The sequence below is a fragment of the Pseudoalteromonas sp. CO348 genome (genome assembly GCF_004208845.1).
In the GTDB taxonomy this organism is placed as follows: domain Bacteria; phylum Pseudomonadota; class Gammaproteobacteria; order Enterobacterales; family Alteromonadaceae; genus Pseudoalteromonas; species Pseudoalteromonas maricaloris.
The window spans coordinates 293122-314892 of record NZ_SGPI01000021.1 but is presented as its reverse complement, the minus strand read 5'-3'; the positions used below and the strand labels follow the sequence as shown (position 1 = coordinate 314892).

Here is a 21771-nt window from a genome sequence, read left to right as displayed (position 1 = left end):
AGCTCTAAAGGCGGCGGCATCAAGAATATCGCCTTCATAAACACACACCGTTTGTCCAGCAAGGAGCGGGCATAAGGTGGTCGTCACCGACAGGTCAAAACAGTAGTTAGAAGAAAAGTCGATATTACGATACTTGTCACCTAACTGGCTGGTTAAGGCATGAAGGTAGTAAAGCACATTGTGCTGAGTGAGCATCACGCCTTTTGGTTGTCCGGTTGTCCCTGAGGTGTAGATGATATAAGCCAAGTTAGCCAAGGCCGTTGGACGCACTAAGTTCTCATGCTCCACCGCCAGTGCATGGGTATTCACACTGAGCGCCTTCACGCCGAGCGCCGCCGTTTTTCCAAGCACAGGCTTAAGTGATGGCAAGTGGCTCTCCTGGGTTAGCACTAAGTCGGTGTTGGTGTCGGTTAAAATAAATTCAACCCGAGCTTCGGGGTAATCTGGTGAAACAGGCACATAGGCACCACCGGCTTTGAGCACGGCCAAAATAGCAATAAGCATCTCGCTACTGCGAGAAAAGTAGAGGGCGATAGGGGTATCGGCAGGCAATAGGCCAGCTTGGGCTTTGGGGTGCTGAGCAATGATTTGCTGTGCAAGGGCATTGGCTTTACCGTTCACTTCGGCATAAGACAGCGCTTCACCGCTGCTGGTTAACATGGCCGTCAGCTCAGGGGTGTTAGCGGCGTGCTGCTCTACTAAGCTTGCCAGATCTTTGTCGGTGGCAAATGACTCGGCGTTGTTGTGCCATTGGCTAAGCGTTGTCTGCATTTGGTTATTGACCAAGCTAATGCTTTGATGGCTTTGTGTCAGTCGCTCCCCAAGCTGAACCAAAATAGCTTGTACTTGGTCAAGGATCCACTCTGCCCGTGCTGTGCTTAACCATTCTCCGTTGTAGTGCATCACAAAGTCTAAGCGGTCTTGTTCGCTTTGGGCCACCACAGAAAGCGGATAGTCGCCTTTTTCTATTGATTCTCTGAACTTCCAACTGCCGGTATTTTCTGGAGTCGGGTAGTTTTCAAATACAAATAGGGTATGGAACAAGCGTTGACCATCACGTTGCAGTTTTGACAAGCTCATGTCGCTGTGGCTATTGAGTGCAGCTACGCCTTTTTGAATGGCTTTGAGAATGTCATTACAGCTTGCTTCTGCTTGCCAATTCACCACTAAAGGTAAGGTGTTGATGAACAAACCGACCGCTTGTTCAATCCCATTGACTGGAATTTCACGACCGGAAACTGTGCTACCAACAATCGTTTGGCTATCACCAGAATAGGTTTGCAGTAACTTATGCCAAGCAAATTGCAGTGCAACGTTGAGGGTCACGCCAGCTTGTTGACAAGTATGTTGTAGCGACCTAAACGCCTCGCCTTGAAGGCTAAATTGTACCGATTGCACTTGTTCTACAATTCGACTTTGCGACAAGTCATACTGACCGCCAAGCAATAAGTTAATATCGTTTGCGGTGTCAAATTCGGCTTGTTGTTGCTGCCAGTATGTCTGAGTTTGCTTGGCATTTTTAAGGTAATAAGCTTGCGCCTCTAAATAGGTTTGCTGCGCTTGCACCTCTGGTGCTTTCCCTGCACAAAGCTGGCGATAATACTCAGCGACTGCTTGCAGCATTAACGGTCCACTCCAGCCATCATTAATGGCATGGTGTTCGGTTTTGATAAGTGTGTAGAGGTTTTCACTGCGCTTAAATAAGGTGAAGCGAATAAGCCCCGGTTGACTTAGGTCAAACGGAACTTGTCGGTCTGCGGCTTGAGCTTTGCTGATGGCTTGCTGTTGGCCGTGCTCGTCAAGGGATGATAGATCTACTATGGTGAAGTGACTGTCATCAATACTGGCGTCGCGACACACCACTTGGAGTAGACATTCTTGCCAATCAAAAGCGGTGCGTAGAATAGGGAAGCGAAGCGACGCTAAACGCCAGGCATGAATAAAGTGTTCAACCTCTAGCGCTTGTTCAATATCCATGACCAATTGCACTCGGTAGGCATCATCCGTTGGGAAGTTAACAGCATGATAGATAAAGCCTTGTTGCAAGCTATTAGCCGGGTAAAGTACTTCGATATTATAGTGCTTGCTCAGCGCTTGATAATGCCCATAAGACAAGTCGCTTAATCCCAAATCGCTAGGGGTTTGCTGTGGTGTTTGCGCGGCTAGTTCACAGCTTGCATTAATGACCTGATGAAGCGCCATTTCAAAGTGCTCAACAAATGCCAACGACTGTGATTGGTTCAACCTCGAAACCACATCAAAGTGAAGCTTGTCACCGCGAACTGCGCCATTGATGTTGAGTAGCAGTGCATTGTCAGCCTGAGCGTTTGCCTCTGTCATCACATAGCCTGCTTGAGTATCATCCAGCTGCCAGTCTCGGCTTTGCTGTTGTTGCTGATTCAATTGACCTAGATAGTTAAAGCTCACCTGAGGGCGAATTGCGCTGACTTTACCTGCTTGCACAAAAGCGCCATAACCCACGCCTTTATCCGGGATCTGACGCAGCATTTCTTTGGTGTTTGCGATGGTTGCAATCACGTCGTCGTGGTGTTCAAGGCGCACAGGATACATACTGGTAAACCAGCCTATGGTTTGCGACACATCCAAGCGCGGATCTATATTTTCACGACCATGACCTTCAAGTTGAATATGATTAACGGTACTGTCAAAAGTGCTGTGTAGGGCAAGATTGAGTGCCGTCAAAAGCAAGTCGTTAATGTCAGTATTCAAACCAAGATTGGCATCTCGTAGCAATTTAGCGGTCGTTTCTTGCGCAAACGTGATGCTATATTGTGATTGTGCTGAGTAAGTGGGTTGGCTAGTAAAGCCCTTTTGTACCTGCTGCCAATAGTACGCTTGCTCAGGGTGAGCCGAAGGGTAGGTGGCAATGGCATCCACCCACTGACGATAGCTGGTAAGCTTGTCTGTTAGTGCTTCACCACTTAATAGGGTTTGTAAGTCTTGGCTTAACACCCGCCACGATACCACATCAATAATGGCATGATGGAAGGCAAAGAATACCTGACTGCCCTCGGCCGTTTTCACCAACGCTGCCTGCCACAGGGGGCCATTGAATAAATCAAATTGGCTTTGTAGTTTGGTCAATTCGTTAAATAACGCGTCTTTACTCAGAGTCGTTGCATCAAGTAATGGGACTTCAAGCTCTATTGCCGCTTGGTACGCTTGTTTTACCCCGTTGCTGGTCTGAATAAAGTGACAACGTAGCATGTCATGATGCTCGCTCAGCGCTTGAATAGCTTGCGTCAGCCCCGTGTGTTCAATGTGTTCAGGTAAGTTAAGGGTAAATGCTTGGTTCCAATGGTGTGGATTTGGTAGCCCTAAATCGAAAAACCACTGTTGGATAGGCAGTAGTGCAAACTCACCACTTAACCTACCTTGCTCCGTGATAAGTTCGATGGTTTCAGTGCTAACGTGTTGAATTAAATAGGCCTGCGCTGCCACGCTTGGGGCGTCAATGATGTCTTTAACCTGAAGGTTAAAGCCAGCTTTACGCAGCGCAGACACAAGTTGAATACTGACAATAGAATCGCCACCGACTTTGAAAAAGTCATCATTAACGCCCACTTGTTCTAGGCCCAATACTGACTGCCAAATACCACACAATTGTTTTTCTAATTCGCTGCTCGGTGCTTGATAGTTGTCTTCATCCACCACGGTTGGAGTAGGCAATTGCTTGTGATCCAGCTTACCATTGTTGTTAAACGGTAACGCCGACATCACTTCAAAGTAACTTGGGATCATATAGCTAGGTAAAACCTGAGCCAGTTCCTGTTTTACTGCATTGAGGTCTAACTCGCCGTGCTCTGGTACCACGTATGCAGCAAGTTGCTTGTTGCCCGCTTGTTCGAATACCACCACAGCGGCGACTTTCACTTGCGCCAATTCGTTGAGTTGAGCTTCTATTTCAGCAAGCTCAATCCTAAACCCGCGGATCTTCACTTGGTGATCGTTACGGCCTAAAAACTCTAGTACGCCAGACTCGGACCAACGTCCTAAGTCTCCCGTTTTATACAGTTTATCTAGCCCGAGTTGTTTGGCCTTTGCGCTTGCAAACGGGTTATCGATAAAGCGCGCAGCACTCATTTCTGGTTTATTAAGGTAGCCACAGGCAAGTCCGGCACCCGCTATAAATATCTCGCCTGTCGCGCCGTATGGCACTGGATTAAGATGTTTATCAAGCAATAATACTTGGCGATGATTAATGGCTTGGCCGATGGGCACCGGGCCATCAATATTGGCGCATGGATAGAAAGTGGTAAATGTCGTGCTTTCAGTTGGGCCATATGCGTTTATCACCAACTCTGGTCGCGTATCTCTGGCGAGAATGCGTTTAACTATGCTTGGAGTGATTGCCTCACCGCCTGTTAGTACGCAGCGGACATTGTCATAAATATCAGGTTGTTGTAAATATAGCGAATCAAACAGTGTGCGCGTTAGCCAAAGTACACTAACACCGTGTTGTTTAATTAACCTTGATAGGCTGTCAGGATCCGCGCCTTGTTGCGCACTTGCTACAACCAATTTGCAGCCGTTTATCAGTGGTGTCCAAACTTCAAACGTTGCGGCGTCAAAGTTTGGATTAGATAGGTGAATAAACACGTCGTTTTCTGACGTGTTTATTAAATCAGTATTTTGTACCAAAGAAACAACGCCACGGTGTGGAACGACCACGCCCTTTGGCTCACCTGTCGTACCGGATGTATAGATCACATAGGCTTCGGTTTGCGCATGTGCACATGACAGTACGGGCGCTGCATCAGACAAAGACAAGCTATCTAAGCAGGTAATTTGCGGCTCTGCATCACAACTTGCAACGAGTGTTTCGATACGCGGGCGCAGCTCGCTTTGTGTTAAAATCAAACCAAGTTGCGTGTCGTTGAGCATATACTCAATGCGCTGATCTGGATAATCAGGGTTAAGCGGTACATAAGCACAACCCGCTTTTAGGATAGCCAGTTTTGCGATCACCATTGCAATAGAGCGTTCACAGAAAAGCCCAACAAAGCGATGGCTAGCGCCAACGTCCACATGATCTTTAATGTAGGCGGCAAGCTTATTCGCGCTTTGTTCTAATTCTTGATAGGTCAGCTGCATTTCGCCTTCAACCAGCGCTATTCTAGTGGGCGTTTTTTGTGCTTGCTGAGCAACTAATTCATGGATAGTAGAGTGCAAATAATCCGCATGCTCGTCTACCTCAACCATTGGTGCTCGCTCATCATTACTTAGCAAAGAAATTTGGCTATGCGGCTGGTTTTCATCAGCAATAATGGCATCTAACACCAATGTCATTTGGGTGAGCAATCGCTGTGCTTTGCTTGGTGCCAGCATGGTTTCGCAGAAGCTCAACTTAAGTAGCAAGATATCTGGTTGCTCAACAATGCTGATGGTGAGCGGATAGTCTACTTTTTCAATCATCTTATCGAACGACCATTCGAGTACGTCTTGTCCCGCTGGCGTCGGATAGTTTTCAAATACAAATAGACTGTTGAACAGGCGAGTATTCGGCTCTTGTAGTTGCGACAGTGAAACACTGCTGTTGCCGTTAAGTTCTGCAATTTTTTCTTTCAGTGCTGTAAGCTGGGTGCGAATACTGGCCGGTTCTTGCCAATCAAGGGAAAGAGGTAGGGTATTGATATATAAACCAACACTGGCATGGATCCCGTCAATGGGTAGTTCACGACCCGAGACCGTTGTGCCTACTATGGTTTGCTCAGCGTCGCAGTAATATTGCAGTACTTTATGCCAAGCAAATTGCATTAAGACGTTCAGCGTGAGTCCGTGTTGTTTAGCAAATGCTTTGAGCTGTTGATGGCGCTCTGAAGAGAGCTTTAATTCGCTCGCCGCTGCTTTTTGGATCTGTGACGAGCCTGATTGGTCAATATTTTTACTCAATAAGCGGTTGATATCATTGGGCTCACCAAATTGTGCTTTTTGGTTTTGCCAATAGCTATCGCTAGATTTTTGATTTTGCTGATAGCGCGCTTGTGTTTGTAGGTAAGCCGTTTCTTCTTCAACAATGACCGGCTCGCCTTTGGTTAGTTTGGCGTAGTTTTGATGCACGGTTTGCAGCATCACCGGAAAGCTCCAGCCATCGCTGATGCTGTGGTGCTCTGCTTTAATTAGGGTGTAATGTGTATCAGCGCGTTTAACGATAGCAAAACGCATTAATCCCGGTTGAGTCAAATCGAAAGGCGTATTACGGTCGTCGTGAATGAGCTTATCGATACGTGTCTGTTGTTCAACTTGGTCTAACGTGCTGAAGTCGTGAAAACTGAAGTGATTTGGGGTAAATCCGGCCCCTCCTTTGATCACTTGGATGATTTCATTTTCCCAGTTGAACGCGGTACGTAGCGCAGGGTAACGCATTGATGCCAAGATCCAAGCCTGTTGGTAAGCATCGACATCGAGTGCTTGATGGTAATCGATGACTAACTGAACGCGGTAAGCATCGTCATTTGGTTGGGCAAGGTGATGATAAACAAAACCTTTTTGCATACTGTTAGCATCAAAGATGGCACGGATCTCAGATGCCTTTTTATGCTCAGTCGCTAGTAACTGTTCAAAGTCTTGTTCGGAAAAAACTTGCTGCGATACAAGGTAATCTAATAATGCGGCTTTATTTGCTTTGAGGTAATCAACCCATTGTTGGCTGAGTCCTTGCTCACCATGGACAATTTTAAGTTTGTCTCCATTGGCCCAAAGCGCAATGTTATCCTTTGCAAGTGATTGGCATAAATTCAACATGGTTTAAATCTCTAATTCTTGTGTTTTTTCAGACTGAGTCGTGGTTTGTTCTAGTTGTGTTTCACTTAACTGGGATTGCAGTGCAGCTAGTTGCTCCTGAGAAAGCGAGCCCGCGCCAAAGTCGCTAGGGGTGCTTACACCGCCGCGCTTTTTCGCCTCGAGCGCTGTATCCAATACATCATGCAGCGCTTGTGTTAAGTGAGTAGCGAAGGCATCGGTAAGATTGCCATCTAGTAATGAATCCACTTTGATCCTAAGTTGCTCGCCCTGAACCAGCGCATTGATATCGAGGATCAGATCCGAGCCGTTTTGTGCAGAACTTGTCTCGGTTTGCAGTTGGTTGTCTATTTGCCAAAGCGCATCGCTTTGCCCACCCATTTGGCCCAAGTAGTTAAAGCTGATACTTGGCAACGTTAAGCTGGTGTCTTGCAGTTGTGCACTACCAAAACCAAGACCTTTATTCGGGATCTGGCGTAGCGCTTCTTTGGCATCAATAATGGTGTCGCTTAGTGTCGCTTGTTGAGTCAGGCGTAGCGGGTACAAACAAGTGAACCAGCCAATTGTTTGGTTGATATCAGCATCATCACGCCACATTTCACGACCATGACTTTCCAACGTGATAGCATGCTGAGTTTGCTTAAAGGTTTTACTCAATGCTTGGCACAAAGCAGCCAGTAGTAACTCTTCACCTTGCGTATTGAAGCCTGCATTCGCGTCACGTATTAAGCGGGCCGTGGTGTGCGCGTCTAGCTCTAACCAAGCGGTTGACGGTGTTGCAGCCATGCTTGGCGGATAGCTTGGTAAGTTGGTTGCTAAACGCTGCCAAAATGCCATTTCTTGCGGGTGTGCTGCCGGGTACGCTTGCATCATTTCTACCCACTGTCGATAGCTGGTGCGTTTACTCAGCAACTCTCCTTGTGCTAAAAGGGTTTGCAGATCTTGCGTGATGATCCGCCAAGAAACCGCATCGATGATTAAGTGGTGAAGTGCAAAGTGAAGCAGGTCGTAGTCTTCACAAAATGCTTCGATATGTGTAACTTGCCAAAGTGGGCCATTACAAATATCGAACTGGCTTTGTCGCGCGTTGAGCTCTGCTTGTACATCGTGCGACTTGCCGTTAAGGACGTTGAGTGGCGCCATCGTACTAACATCGTTATATTCTTGCGTAATATGGCCTTCAAATTCCATAAAGGTTGTGCGCAACATATCATGTTGATCACTTAAACTGTGTAGCGCCTCTTGTAATTGAGTTTGGCTAAAGCCGCTTGGGATCCTGATTGCAAATGCCTGATTCCAATGATTCTCCTCCGGTAGTGCTTTATTGAAAAACCATTGTTGAATTGGCAGTAGATCAAAGCGTCCGCTCAGCAGGCCTTGCTCTTGTGTTATCTCTCGTTGAGTCGCTTGTACGCTAACAATACGCTGACTTAACGCCGCTGCAGTTGGACAATCAAAGATATCTTTTACTTGTAGTTCAATGCCTTGTTTTCTGAGCAAAGCAACGAGTTGAATCGTGAGAATAGAATCACCACCGATAGCAAAGAAATCATCTTTGGTGCTCACTTGCTCAACACCAAGCAAAGTTTTAAATGCTTCACACAGTTGCGCTTCCGTTTCGTCTTGCGGCGCCACATATTCACTTTGGCTTACCAGTTCAGGCTCTGGCAACGCTTTACGGTCTAATTTACCGTTGCCAGTCAAAGGTATTTCCGCAAGCTCAGTCCACGTTTTTGGCTGCATATAACTGGGTAGCGCTTGACTCACATGGGCTTTCACTTGGGCAGTTTGGCCGTAATGTTGTGGCTTAAACTTGATATAAGCGGCTAGGTAGGGAACACTTTGTAGGGTACGGTCGATAACCACCGCTTGGGCAACTTCTGGCAGTTGGTTGATCACGCTTTCGATTTCACCCAGTTCAATACGGTAGCCACGGATCTTCACCTGATTATCGTTACGACCGATATACTCCAACTCACCATCCGGCAGGCGTCTTGCCAAGTCACCGGTTTTATACAGTCTGGCTCGTCCTTGTTGAATATCTTGTTCGCTTGCATATGGGCTGCTAATAAAGCGTTCTTGACTGAGTGCTTCGCGGTTTAAATAACCACGAGCAAGACCTGCACCGCCAATATATAACTCACCGCAGGCGCCGGGTTCGACCAACTGCAATTTGGAATTTAGCACGTACGCTTTCATATCTAATATGGGTCTACCGATATGAGAGGCTTTAGAACTTGATTGTTGCGTGAGTGCTTTATAGGTGACATGCACCGTGGTTTCAGTGATCCCATACATGTTGACCAATAGCGGCTGTTCATCGCCGTAGCAGTTCCACCAAGGGTTGAGCATTTCGGGGTTGAGTTTGTCACCACCGAAAATCACATACCTCAGTTTGTCAAAATTCAATTTTGCGCTTAGTGCCGCTGCACTAAATTCATAGAATGCGGCAGGAGTCTGATTAAGCACAGTCACTTGATTATCTGAGCAGTAGTCTGCAAAGGCCTCAAAATCGCGGATCAGGCTGTTGTCAGGAATACAGAGTTTACCGCCATAAAGTAGGGCACCCCACATTTCCCATACACTAAAGTCAAAAGTATAGGCATGGTAAAGCACCCAAGTATCGTGATGGTCAAAGCCATAATCTTGCTCCGTTGCCGTGAACAATCGAGCGACGTTTTCATGAGTTTGCATCACGCCTTTTGGTTGGCCAGTCGTACCTGAGGTATAAATGATGTATACCAAGTCCTGCGGTGATTGGCTGATGACAGGGGCTGTGTCGCTTTGTTGCTGGGCATTGAGTGGTGTAACTAATGGGCAAGCCACCTCCGCCAAACGGCATTTGTCTTGTGCGGCGGCATACTCTTGCTCGTCGACAATCAACAGGCTTGGGTTGGTGTCACTTAGAATAAAGGTTGTTCGCTCGCTGGCATGGTCGGGAGACAGCGGCACATAAGCTGCACCCGCTTTAGTGACAGCAAGAATTGCAATCAGCATCTCGATAGAAGGCTGCATGTACAGCGCAATTAACGTATCGGCAGTGAGGGTTTGTTGATACTGAGACTGATATTGCTCCCGTAAATGCAAGGCAAGGGCGTTGGCTCTGGCGTTAAGGGTTTTATAATCGATAGATTGTGTTTGGGTTTGTAGTGCGATTTGATCTGGGTGTTTACTTACCGCTTGTTCAAACCAGTGATTTAAAGTGGTGTCGGAAAAGAACGTTTCATTATCTTGATTGCTGCGCGCCAAGATAAGCTTTTGCTCTTCTTCATCCAGTACAGGCAGCTCGGCGATATTAAGATCGCTAGAGTGGGTAAGTAATTCAATAAAGCGCGCCTGAATATCGGTGATCCGTGTCATTGCCACGCGAGAAAAGACAGACTTAGCGGCGACCACTTTACGACAAAGGCCACCTTCGGTTTCAAAATGCGTAAATTCGATATCAAATTGTGAAACACCAGGCTCGATGGATACCCCTTTGATAATGGTATCTCCCGTTGTGCCCAAAGCAAGTTCGTACCCTTGGCGACCAATCATCAACGGGGTGATCCCTGGACGAATGCCATTGCTTTTTAGCTTGGCTAAGTAGTTACAGGTGACATTAATATGCTTTGCAGCGTCTTTATTATTATTTCCTGACAGCAGTAATTGGGTGAGCTGGTTACTGACTTCACTGATAAGCGATGCGCCTGTGTACTGCTCAATATCGCAAATAGAAACCGTTTCAACGTCTGAATAATGACCTAAGATCGCGCGTGTTTTACGGGTACGGCGAGCCATCGGGATCCCTATGGTCAAATCGGTTTGCCCAGTGGTATGAAATAAAGTCAAAAAGACGCTGGCAAGCACGACGCTAAAACTCGTAACGCCAGCTTGAGAGGCTGCCTGCTTTACTTGTTTGAGTGCCCCTGGGTTTTCTTCACGAAACGCGATGCCGTCATAATGGTGCGCGAGTGCCTCAGTATTACTCTGGTAAAAATCGATAGGATAGAGTTCGCTCTGTTGTGAAGTTGCTGCACGCTCAGGCTTTTCTTCAAACATCACTTGATAATCAAGGGGGGCGAGATCAAGTTCAGAGTTATCAAGCACCGCTTCTATACATGCTAGTAAATCGCTCATCAGTACTTGCAATGCCCACTGGTCACAGTTGATGTGATGCCCTTTGATGGTCAATAGCAACCGAGTTTCTGAGCTACAAGCGTAGAATTGAAAGGTCTCTTTAGTGATATCGATAGCTTGCTCAATTAAGGTTTTGGCGGTGACAGAGTCACTAAAAGCGGCAATCTCATCAGGCACGGCTAATAACTTAGGGGCACTGGCTAATAATTCGAGTTGTGGCTCGCCTTGAGCCTCATCAATACGACTCGATAAAACTGGGTGCCTTGCAAATAGCAACACTAAGGCTCGCTCTAGCGCCTCGGCTGTGAGCCCGCCGGTAAATTGTACCGCGCAAGCAATGTTGTATACTGGATTTGCCAAATCAAGCTGTTGGGCTTGCCATACGTGAAGTTGCCTCGTTGTCAGAGACTTGAAATTGGCGGAATTGGACTGTGAGTTCATTGCGTGATCCTTGTTTTTTCGCCTTAACACAACGGCTTTTGCCAGTTTGCTTTTTGGTATTTTGTTTGCTGCAAGCGTGCTAAGTGTCGCGCTACAGCGGCGACAATCACCTCACACGCCAGCGTTGGGCGTTGTTGTAAATACATATGACCGCCATCGACATGATGGTGCTGAAAATGGTTCTCGCAGTACTCAGACCAAGCTTGGTGTGACTCAGGCTTAACCAAGTGATCTTGTGTGGCGAGGATCAGTTCGACCGGCATCGTCAACGTGATGTCTGTACTGACGGGTTGCTCGGCTAACATAAAGTCGTCTTTAAACATAGCGGCCACAACCGCTTCTACGTCCTTCGTTAAACGATGTTTAGGCAGCATGTCGAGATGATATAAAGTCGTGAGCAAGTCCGAGTCAGTCAATTTTGAGTACTGGGTAGCCGAGGGAATACTTGGCGCGCGACATCCAGATAAACAGAGTAAATCCGGAGTTGTCAGTGCATGTTTAGCAAGATGATCGGCAAGCTTATAAGCCACCATCCCGCCAAGACTGTGACCAAAAAACACGCACAGCCGCTCACTACGCGGCTGAAGTTGCGTGCTATTACTTAGGTGACTAAGTGCCTCATCCCAGTCCCGTAAAGATTGCATGCCTGCTTTAGTTCCACGGCCCGGTAAGTCGATGCCGTGGAGTTGCCAATGCGCAGGTAAATGTTTGGCCCATTCCCTAAAAAACAAAGAAGAGCCACCTGCGTGATGGAAACAGTATAAGTCAACCGGCATCATAGCTTGAGCTCCAGCGTTGGTGTGAATGCGATGGATTGACCGGTGAGCATGGTGTTGGTTTTCATAAAGTTGACTAGGTATTCCACCAAGTCTTGATAGCTGTATACCGCAGGTCGTGCACCCAGTACGCCTCCTTTTAGGTTACGCTTTTGGATTCTTGCGGCTTTGCTATCGGTAGCCAGTAGCGGTAATACAAAACTGTTCACTGCCAGCTTGCTACCTTGATACTCGCGTGCGAGCGTCATCATCAATGCGTTATGAGCGTGGTTACAGACACTGGCGGTGGTTTCTAACTCGTAATTTAAGGTGTCTGATTGCGTTAAAAAGACGAGGTTTCCACCACTTACTCTGAGGTTGTCGGCGATGACTCTGAGTGCCGCAAATGCGATTTCTAGACGTGCAATCACTTGCTCGCCAACGGCAATGTCTTCGAGTAGATTGCTTTCATCAAGGCGATTGGCACAATGCAGTACCATCACTTCTTGCTGATTATTATTGAGTTCAAACCAATCTAGTAATGTAGTGGTATTTAACTCCGAGAGGGGAGCGTTGAGGTGGATATGGCTTGCTTCTGGATTATGCGCGAGCACCTCAGCACTTGCATTGATAAGGAGTAACGGATGTTTTTGCGACAGCAAATGGGTAACGAAGTGGCTATCAAACTCACTTGTTGGATAAAGTAAAATAAACGCTTGAGCATTCATACCGCAAGCCCTCCATCCAAACGAAGCACATTTCCAGTTTGGTAGTTAGAGGCGCTAGAAGCGAGATATAGCGTGGCATCAGCAATTTCTTTGACGCTCCCAACGCGACCTAGTGCGGTATGCTTAAGCACCGGGTTGATAATGCTTGCGGGGATATCATCAATCATATCGGTTGCAATAAACGTCGGAGCGAGTGCATTACAGTAAATACCACAGTGACCATATTGCCGTGCAATAGTCCGAGTGAGGCCAATAATTGCGCCTTTTGAGGTCGCGTAGTTGGCTTGGCCTTCACGTCCGCTTATTCCGCTTTGCGACACCATGTTGATAATCTTGCCTGCACCTTGCTTAGTCATGACTGGCAATACCGCTTGGCAACACAGTAATGTACCTTTGAAGTTAATATCTAACACGTTATGAAAAGCGTCGTACGACATCTGAGAGAACAAGCTATCATTCGTGATCCCTGCGTTATTCACTAACACATCAACCCGACCCGTGTCGCTTATCGCTTGGCGAATAGCGGAGTTGACGAACTCGCTGTCGGTAATATTGCCGCTTTGTTGAGTGAAACGAGCTTGATACTCAGGTTTGTGTAACTCCGCGATGGGGGTTTGTGTGCGACAAATACCGTATACTCGAGCACCACCTTGCAAAAAGGCGAGTGCGATGCCTTTGCCTATCCCTTTGGATACGCCAGTCACTACTACTGTCTTTCCAGTAAACACAACCAAGTTCCTTAATCCGTGTAAACAATCGTGAGTTCGGCTTTTGCAACCAACTCATCTTCAACGTGTGCTTGTGCTTTAAAGCGCGCCATCGCACCAAATTCAGTTTCTAGTTTTGCCGTTACTTTAATGATTTCGCCGGGGCGAACAGGGCGACTAAATTTGGCTTTTTCTATGGAAGACAGCATGCCCCCTTTGTGCGTGTTGTTGCAGCACAAGCCGCTGATCTGCGCCATGGTCTCAATGATTAACACACCAGGGAAAATAGGCTCATCCGGAAAATGTCCTTGCAGGCCTGGCTCGTTATGCGAGACGAACTTCAATCCAACAATCATCTCTCCTGGAGAGTGTTCGATTATCTTGTCTGCAAACTTAAATGGTGCCTTATGCGGCAAGTTATCGGTGATCATGATTTTTCATCTCCCCAGTCAAAGCAGAAGTAAACGATGAGGAAGAACACCACGCTGGTGACGCCTAAAATAATCAATTGACGACTTACCGCAGCCAGTTCAACGCCTTGGTTTGCGACTAAGCGCAGTGCATCCAAAAACGCAGTGGTTGGCAGTAACGAAACTATTTCTCGCAATAGAGTGGGAAAGTTAGCCGTGTCGAAATAAATGCCCGATAAGAACATCAACGGAAAGTAAAGTAAGTTAGCTATCCCTGATGAGACTTCAACCCGTTGGCTACGGGCGCCGACTAACACGCCGAGCATACAGATACAAAATGAACCGAGTGCCATTACTGCAATGATATCCAGCACGTTTCCTTGCAGCGTGTAGCCAAATAAAAAGTGAAATGCGACGAACAGAATCAGCATTTGGAACACCAGTAAGAATAAGCGTGCGAGCACGATCCCAATGATGTAATCACGGCGTTTGAAAGGAGAAAGGCGTAGACGTTTAAAAAAGCCGTTTTGTCTGTCCGACACTAAACTGTTGGCAATCGACACCAGTGCTAAACCAAGGACTTGTAACACGATGATCCCCGGGATCAACCAGTCAGTGTAACGATAACCTTTGACGCTAATGACATTGCTTCGCATCTCTTCGCCGTTAGCTTGCGCTTTAAGACGCAATAGATAGTTACGTGCCATTAACGACTCATCGGAGTTATGAGTAGAAAACATAGCATTGGGGGCAAGGTAAACTTCAGGGCTCACCTCATTTTGCAGCTTACGTAGCACTGAGCCTGGTGAGCTGATCACTTCCGCCAGCTGAGCAGAAGCAAAGCTGTCTTCCAGCACAATTGAATCGGTTTGTGAGAGGCGGGTAACGGTAACGAGTGGATCTTCCTCCATCGCTTTAAGCCATTTCTGTTCAATTTGCTCGCCATGCATCACCACCACATTCATAGGAGACATTTTTGGTCCACCAGAGAAGGCTTGGATCAACAATAGGGCGATGAAAATAGGTAAACCGAATGTCCATAGCAATACCGCTTTATCACGGAAAAAAGGTCGAATATTGACCATCATTAATTGCCAAAATGGATATAACTTAGTTTGACTTAACTCAGGCATAACTTTCCCTCTCCATCGTGGAACCTGTGAGTTTCAAAAATACGTCGTTGAGTGTGGCTTTTCTGGGTTCTTTAATCACCGGAGTCTCAAAGGTGCGATTAATAATGTCGCTTGGCGCGCCTGACTCTATGATTTGACCTGAATTAATGATGGCTAAGTTGTCGCATAAGAACTCAGCCTCATCCATGTAGTGCGTCGTTAACATCACACAGGTACCGGCTTCTTTGAGGTCTTTAATGATGTGCCAAAACTCCTGGCGACTCGTGGGGTCAAGTCCCGTAGTTGGCTCATCTAAAAACACCAACTTAGGCTGGCCAACCACTGCCATCGCCAAAAATACGCGTTGCTTTTGTCCACCACTGAGTTCGCTTAGCCAAGCGTCCTTTTTCTCGCTTAAATTGAAGCGCTCAAGCAGCGTATCAATTGGCGTGTAGCTTGGGTAAAAGCTGGCAAATAGCTCGACGCACTCTTTTACTTTGAGTTTTTCGTAGAGGTTATTGTGTTGCATCACGCCACCCATAAGGCTGCGAAGTTTGGTTTCGTGTTGCTTCCAATTAAGACCAAATAACGTCACTTCACCTGACGTTGCACTACGCAAGCCCTGAAGTATTTCCAACGTCGTAGTTTTTCCGGCGCCATTGGGCCCAAGGAGTCCAAAACATTCGCCTTCGCTAACGCTAAAAGAGACGTCATCGACGGCAACTTTTCGTGTTCTTTTGTAGACCTTCCTTAAGTTCTTCACTTCGATCACGGTCGTCATCTTATTTCCTTACTGTTCGTAAAATACATCCCGTCATACTTCCCGCGAGATTAACGCTTAGGAGTAGGGTTTGATCTAACTCGGTATCACCAACTGGGGTGTTGAGTGCATGCATTAGCGCACGCACTGCTAATTCTGTACTGTGTAGAGGCGTGGTTTGTGGTTGATATTTTATAAGTTGAGCCTGTGGTAAATGGCTGTCCAAGCTTGCTGCAATGGTGGCAAACGCTTCGTCGTGATGAGTACTTAACACGACATTGCCCACTTGGCTTAGCTTCCTAGCATTGCTTGCCAATAATCTGTCTAGTGCTTGATGTTCCTGCGCATCATTGATTTGAATAAAATCAATGAGCTCTGCGAGAGGTTGGTAGCCTGCCGGTAACACCTCGCTGGTTGTCAAGAGCGCCGCACTGGAAAAATGACCGATATCTGCTTGGAATTGATGTGCAGCCCAGACCTGCTGCGAGAGTGCTGTGTCGTCTTGCGAGCTACATACCATCGCATATCGACTTCGACCTTCACGCATATCAAGAGTTGCGCTCCAAAGCGCATGTAGAAAGTCATTGCCTAAATCACTCACACAAGTGGCCGAGTTTTTAAAGCCGAAGCCGAGTGCCAGTTGCCCTAATGTGGCATTGACGACGGTATTGGGGAAATGCGTACTTTTTAGCTCTGCAATGCCATCTTGAAATGATGCGAGGTTTTTATCTAAGGTTTCCAGCGAGCCAATGGGATTAGCATAGTAGGCTGCGAATTCTGGCAGTGGTAATTGAGCTAGATCGAGATCGCTGTCTTGTAAGGTAAATTGGCAGGCACCTAAGGCAAATTGTGCAACACACGGTGTACGGCGCTGGAAAAGTGCAGGGAACTGCTGTTTTAAGTTAAATTCAGCAAAGCGGTCGGTGCTATTTTGTCGAGCATTGTATACTTCAGTATCAGACAGGCTGGTGGCGGCAAGTAGATACACCGGTTTTGACGCCGTGTTAATCGACGTTTTCTGATGTTTACTGAGTAGCATGCTGGTGTTGTGGCCACCAAATGCTGAGTTAGTCACCGCAAAAACATCAACAACCTGAGGTCTGGCCTGATTGGTCACTAATTGATACGCATGGCAACACGACCTTATTGAGTCGACCCCCAGTGTTGCTGGTAGAAGTCCTTCATCCTGGCTGACCAAAGTTGAAATAAGTTCTACGGCACCAGCGGCACCAAGGGTATGACCAAAGTAAGATTTACTACTTGAAACCGAGACGTCGCGCATGGCCTGTTCACCAATGGCAGATTGGATCCCTTTTAGCTCTGCGCCATCATTTGCTGGCGTACCAGTCCCGTGGCTGTTGATATATTCAATATCACTTGCTGCAACGGGCGCATAGGACAATGTCTGCGTAAAAGCGCGGCGTACACCATCGCCCTCGGGGTTAGGCGCTGTAGCGTGGTGAGCATCTAAGCTCGACCCTGTCGCGAGCAATTGATATCGTAGCGTTGCGTTACGCTGATTGGCATGTGTTTGCGATTCAAAGACTAAAAAACCTGCGCCTTCACCTAAACTTAATCCCATTTTTTCGCTGTACGGAGCACAAGGCTCAGGACTCAAGGACTGTACCGACTGAAAGCCGCCGTAAACCAGCTCGCTCAGGGCATCCGCACCGCCAGCAATGACGACATCTGCTTGGCCGTTTTCGATGAGTTGTTTAGCAAAAGCAATGGCACTGCTACTTGCGGTACAGGCCGAGGTGAAAGTCATTACAGGGCCCTGAATACCGAAGTGGCGGCTGACATCGGTTGCAATTTGATGTGGTGGATAAAACTTAAACCCCAGTTGATGCTGACCTTTAAGGCTCTCCATCAATGAAAACATACCGCAGTTTGCATTACCGAGAATAAATGCCACACGGGTACTGTCCATCTGAGTTAAGGCTAAATTTGCATGCTCAAGTGCTTCTGTAACGGCATGGATAGCGTATTGGCTCGCCAGATCCATATCAAAATGTTCTGCGCTGTGATTCTCGTAGTTGATAGCAAGCGCCCCAACATTGTGTGTTAGTCCCTGTGTGTCGAAACGATTAATGCGGTCAATACCAGTGCGGTTTTCCTTGATGCTAGTTAGCAGCGTTTGGCGATTTTCGCCCGCTGCACAGAGCACACCATAACCAGTAATGAAAGTTTGTTGTTTATTATTCATGTACGCATTCCTGTAGTGCCGAGAGGGTGATTTTGCCGAGCTCGTTTTCTGGAAATTGCGCCAAAAAATGAACCTGCGGCGTGGGTAAATCTTTAAACCAACTTCTGATGTCCTGAAGGGTAGGGATGCAAGATAGTCCTTCGACAAAGGCGACCAGCTCGCCCCCTTTATTATTGTTATTGTCCTCGATAAAAAACACGCGATGGCGAAGTCCCACAAAGCGTTCTTGGAGGATTTTTTCTATACTTTGTAGCGAGTAGCGTTTACCTGCATATTTAAATATTTGGTCTGCGCGCCCACCGTGTGTGAATTGGTTTTCATTGCTGAAAATCAGCTTATCTTTGAGCTCAAACTCATCACAATTAGCCACTAAAAACGGTGATCTCAACATGGTTTTTTGCTCGCCATTTTGATAAATGTCGACCGCAGTGAACTTAGTAAAGTGCGTTTCGTTGTTGCCTAATGGACGATAGCCGATACCGCCGGTCTCAGTGCTTCCTAGTACCTCAAAAGCTTGTATTGAAAGTGATAGGTAAGAAATAAGGTCGGCAAGTTTTTGCTCTTTCTCACCTTTGAATGGTGCACCTGAGCTTATTAAGTAACAGTGGTTTTGATTTAACTGATCGGCCACAAAGTCAAACATAGTTGGCGTTAAGATCACACCTACCTGTTTGTCTTTTACAGGTTGTAAATCCGGTGTTGAACCGAGTTCATAACACACCGGTTTGCCAAGCTGCAGAGGGAGCATAAATGCCCAAATAAAGCCGAACATGTGGCGGATATCAACGCAAGCACAGAAATAATCTACTGCGTCAAACGAGAAAGTGTCAGCAAAGGTGACGGCTTCTGCATGGAGTGAGGCGATGGATTTATGCCAAGTTTGTGGCTTGCCTGTGCTGCCTGACGTTTCAAAGCCAATTGTCTTATCGCTATGCTGTTGTAAAAATGCCGTCATGGAATGAAACGGAACTTCTACCTCTTGATTGGCAAGCGTGAGTTCTCGCCAGCTAAACGCATTGACGTTCGCGGCCGCATTCGCACTTAGTACCGGAGTGATATTGTGCGCTAATAACACCATAGTGCTCACAATGATATCGCAGGGCGTGCTGTCTTTGATAAGGCGAGCCTGACCGTTGATCTCACACTCTAGACTACGCTGTATCAGTGCTAGTAAATCGGTCTCGTTGAGAGAGGTGACTTGATCTGCCCATGTCTCCAAGGGTGTTGCTTGTTTTTGTTGCGTTAAGTTTAACGCTATTTGACGTGTTAGAGTCGCCAAAGTTACAGTGCTCAATTCGCCCAAGTCTTTTAATTGGAACGCTTTTTTACATGCAGCAGATAACTGCATAAGGTCGACCGAGTCGAGAAACAGTGGCGCCTCAATTAAATTGGCGTCGTCACTTAGTACGTCTAGTTGTTCTTTATCTACTTCTAACTCAGCTTCAATCAGTTGCATGAGTGTTGAACGAATGGCACTGTATGTTTGCATGGTGTCCTTCCAAGCGAAAATGGTTACGGTCAGATCAACAAGCTTCAGCTGTTGTTTGTGCTTCAACTTGTTCGTGAACAAAGCTAGCTAAGGTACTGACGTTTTTCATTTTTTCTTGAATGGTTTGTTCTGGGTAATCTTTGAACTTAAGGTTGTATTTTTTCTCGATAGATACCACAAGATCGAGCACCTCGATGCTGTCTAGATCTAGACCGTCACCGATAAGTTGAGCATCATCTTCGATTTCATCAATGCTATCTACTACTTCTAAATTGTCGACAATGATGTCTTGTTTAATAAATTGTGTTATTGATTCTAAGCTACTCATTTTTATATCCTTTTTAGTTTCTCTGGTGTGTAGTTTACGTCTCATTAGCGGTTTTTGAGCAACAACAAGCCCTAGCTGGCTGCAGTGAAGCTGCCAGCTATAGCGTTATCGTCATCTCAAAAATGACTTAGAGAGGGTTACTGCTCATTAAATAGGGCGTTAACCATATTGTTGATTTCGACATCCATCGGCCTATCTTCAATGACTGGTTGGAAGTTGCTGCTAATTTCGTCGAAAAACTCGCGAGAAAGTGCGTTAAGTTTCTCTGCTTTTGCATCTTTCCCATCAACATAAAATGCCTGGCGGATCGCCATTGCCTGAATAGCAATAACTGGCTTGATAAGATCTGTAATACGACGAAGGTCGCGTGCAGCGATGGTGCCCATGCTGACGATGTCTTGGTTTAGTGCTTCTGTTGTGCGTGAAAATACTGACATCGGGCCTGCATTTTTAAGTGCTTCTGCAACAAGAGAAGAAGAGGTAATTTGCATTGCTTTGAAACCGTGGTGTACCCAAGCTTTGTCGCCAAGATCTTCACGCGCAACCAAGTTGTTAGAAATTCCACCGTTAAGGCGATCATCAACCAAAATGCCTAATTCACGCTCTAGTAACGCGCCCATGTTTGCAACGAGTGGCTTGAGGGTGTCGCACACCGCTGCAACGTGACCACCGTAGAAGTGACCCGCGTTGAGGATAAGGTCGTTCTCATCATCAAATAGTGGGTTATCGTTCACTGAGTTGATTTCAGTCGTTAGGATCTGTGATGCCCACATCTCAGCATCAATTAATGGACCTAACACTTGCGGAGAGCAGCGAATTGAATAGCTATCTTGTAACCTGAACGTTTCTTGCTTGCCAAACTCAATGTTGTCATCGGTTCGGTTTCTGCGACCTAAACGCTGATCGACGTTAGTTAAGCGTTCTAGAATTTTCTCTGCGCAGATCTGCTGTCCGCGGTGTGGTTTAAGTTCGTGTACGCGTTTATGGAATGGCGATGCACGACCTTCGATAAGTTCGACATAAAGCGCGATCAGTTTGCAGCTTAAATCAATGCCGCGGCGGATGTCTTTTAGCGCATTCGTGGCGATGGCAGACATAACCGAAGTACCATTCATGATAGCTAAACCTTCTTTCGGCTTTAGCTTGTATGGCGCAATGTTTAGCTCTTCTAATACTTCAGCGGTTTCACGTAGTTGTCCTTGATAGTACACCTTACGCTTACCACCAAGTGCGGCACCGACATAAGAAAGTGGTGTTAAGTCGCCACTCGCACCTACTGAACCCATAGAAGGGATAGCCGGGATGATGCGGTTGTTTAGGAAGGTTTCCATCTGCGCCAGCAATTCCCAACTAACGCCTGAAAAGCCTTTGGCATTACAGTTCATGCGGATCAATAAAGTCGCGGCACAATCAGACTCTGAAAGGTAATCACCAACGCCACAGCCATGATAAGCAATGAGGTTTTGTTGTAATTCTTCAGAGAGAGAAGTCGAAATACGGTTACTTGCTGAGTTACCAAAACCAGTCGTCACGCCGTATATATCTTCTTGATTTGCTAATTTATTGTCCAGGTATTGACGGTTTTGCTCGATTCTAGCTTTTAGTGCCAACTCGTCCAATTTTACTTTGGATAAGGGCTGAGCTGCGTAATCTTGCACTGACTCCAGAGAAAGTGATTGATCTTGCGAGATGAAAACAATACTACCGAGCTTTTTCTCGACCTGAATTGCTTCCTTTTCTGTGTTGTACTGGTTCATGACTTTCCTACTCTGACTAAAATAATGAATCCGATTGTGATTTTCACAATGCTTATATTTTTGTATGACGGGAAACTGTTTAGAAAACCCAATCATACTTGTTAGAGGCGAGTACTACTTAACCAACGTCCCGTGTGTGCCAATCCGCTAACTTGGTCGGCTTTGTCGCGATACTATTGTCGCTATCTTTGTTACAA

At 46.6% G+C, this 21771-nt stretch carries 12 protein-coding genes; all 12 read right to left on the bottom strand.

The features are described 5' to 3' along the window. A partial coding sequence (locus EXT48_RS11585) for a non-ribosomal peptide synthetase (protein WP_130164529.1) occupies positions 1 to 6765 on the bottom strand: 6765 nt, incomplete at its 3' end. A 3-nt stretch (positions 6766 to 6768) separates the two neighbouring features. Then, complete coding sequence (locus tag EXT48_RS11580; RefSeq protein WP_130164528.1) at positions 6769 to 11322, bottom strand: non-ribosomal peptide synthetase; 4554 nt, start codon at positions 11320 to 11322, stop codon at positions 6769 to 6771. Positions 11323 to 11345: 23 nt separating this feature from the next. Then, on the bottom strand, positions 11346 to 12101 hold the full coding sequence (locus EXT48_RS11575) for a thioesterase II family protein (RefSeq protein ID WP_130164527.1): 756 nt from the start codon (positions 12099 to 12101) through the stop codon (positions 11346 to 11348). Further along, positions 12098 to 12805 (bottom strand): hypothetical protein, encoded by a 708-nt coding sequence (locus EXT48_RS11570; protein ID WP_130164526.1) that lies wholly within the window; start codon positions 12803 to 12805, stop codon positions 12098 to 12100. Before EXT48_RS11570 ends, EXT48_RS11575 begins: the two co-directional genes overlap by 4 nt. After that, complete coding sequence (locus EXT48_RS11565; protein ID WP_039496061.1) at positions 12802 to 13533, bottom strand: SDR family NAD(P)-dependent oxidoreductase; 732 nt, start codon at positions 13531 to 13533, stop codon at positions 12802 to 12804. The genes EXT48_RS11570 and EXT48_RS11565 overlap by 4 nt, the downstream gene beginning before the upstream one ends. 11 nt (positions 13534 to 13544) lie before the next feature. Beyond that, entirely contained in the window at positions 13545 to 13943 is a 399-nt protein-coding gene (gene fabZ / locus EXT48_RS11560; RefSeq protein WP_010369411.1) for a 3-hydroxyacyl-ACP dehydratase FabZ, read from the bottom strand. Then, a complete protein-coding gene (locus EXT48_RS11555) occupies positions 13940 to 15055 on the bottom strand; it encodes an ABC transporter permease (RefSeq protein ID WP_010369409.1) in 1116 nt (371 codons plus the stop codon). The genes fabZ and EXT48_RS11555 overlap by 4 nt, the downstream gene beginning before the upstream one ends. Then, positions 15048 to 15815: an ABC transporter ATP-binding protein gene (locus EXT48_RS11550; protein WP_010369407.1), complete on the bottom strand. Its 768-nt coding sequence runs from the start codon at positions 15813 to 15815 to the stop codon at positions 15048 to 15050. Before EXT48_RS11550 ends, EXT48_RS11555 begins: the two co-directional genes overlap by 8 nt. Before the next feature lies 1 nt (position 15816). After that, positions 15817 to 18000 (bottom strand): beta-ketoacyl-[acyl-carrier-protein] synthase family protein, encoded by a 2184-nt coding sequence (locus tag EXT48_RS11545; RefSeq protein ID WP_130164525.1) that lies wholly within the window; start codon positions 17998 to 18000, stop codon positions 15817 to 15819. Then, positions 17993 to 19489, bottom strand: a complete 1497-nt coding sequence (locus EXT48_RS11540; RefSeq protein WP_130164524.1) for an AMP-binding protein — start codon at positions 19487 to 19489, stop codon at positions 17993 to 17995. The genes EXT48_RS11545 and EXT48_RS11540 overlap by 8 nt, the downstream gene beginning before the upstream one ends. Positions 19490 to 19523: 34 nt before the next feature. Then, positions 19524 to 19817 (bottom strand): phosphopantetheine-binding protein, encoded by a 294-nt coding sequence (locus EXT48_RS11535; RefSeq protein ID WP_010369398.1) that lies wholly within the window; start codon positions 19815 to 19817, stop codon positions 19524 to 19526. A 137-nt stretch (positions 19818 to 19954) separates the two neighbouring features. Further along, positions 19955 to 21574 carry a histidine ammonia-lyase gene (hutH, locus tag EXT48_RS11530; protein WP_010606259.1) on the bottom strand — a complete coding sequence of 540 codons (1620 nt, stop codon included), beginning with the start codon at positions 21572 to 21574 and terminating at the stop codon, positions 19955 to 19957. Positions 21575 to 21771 lie beyond the last annotated feature (197 nt).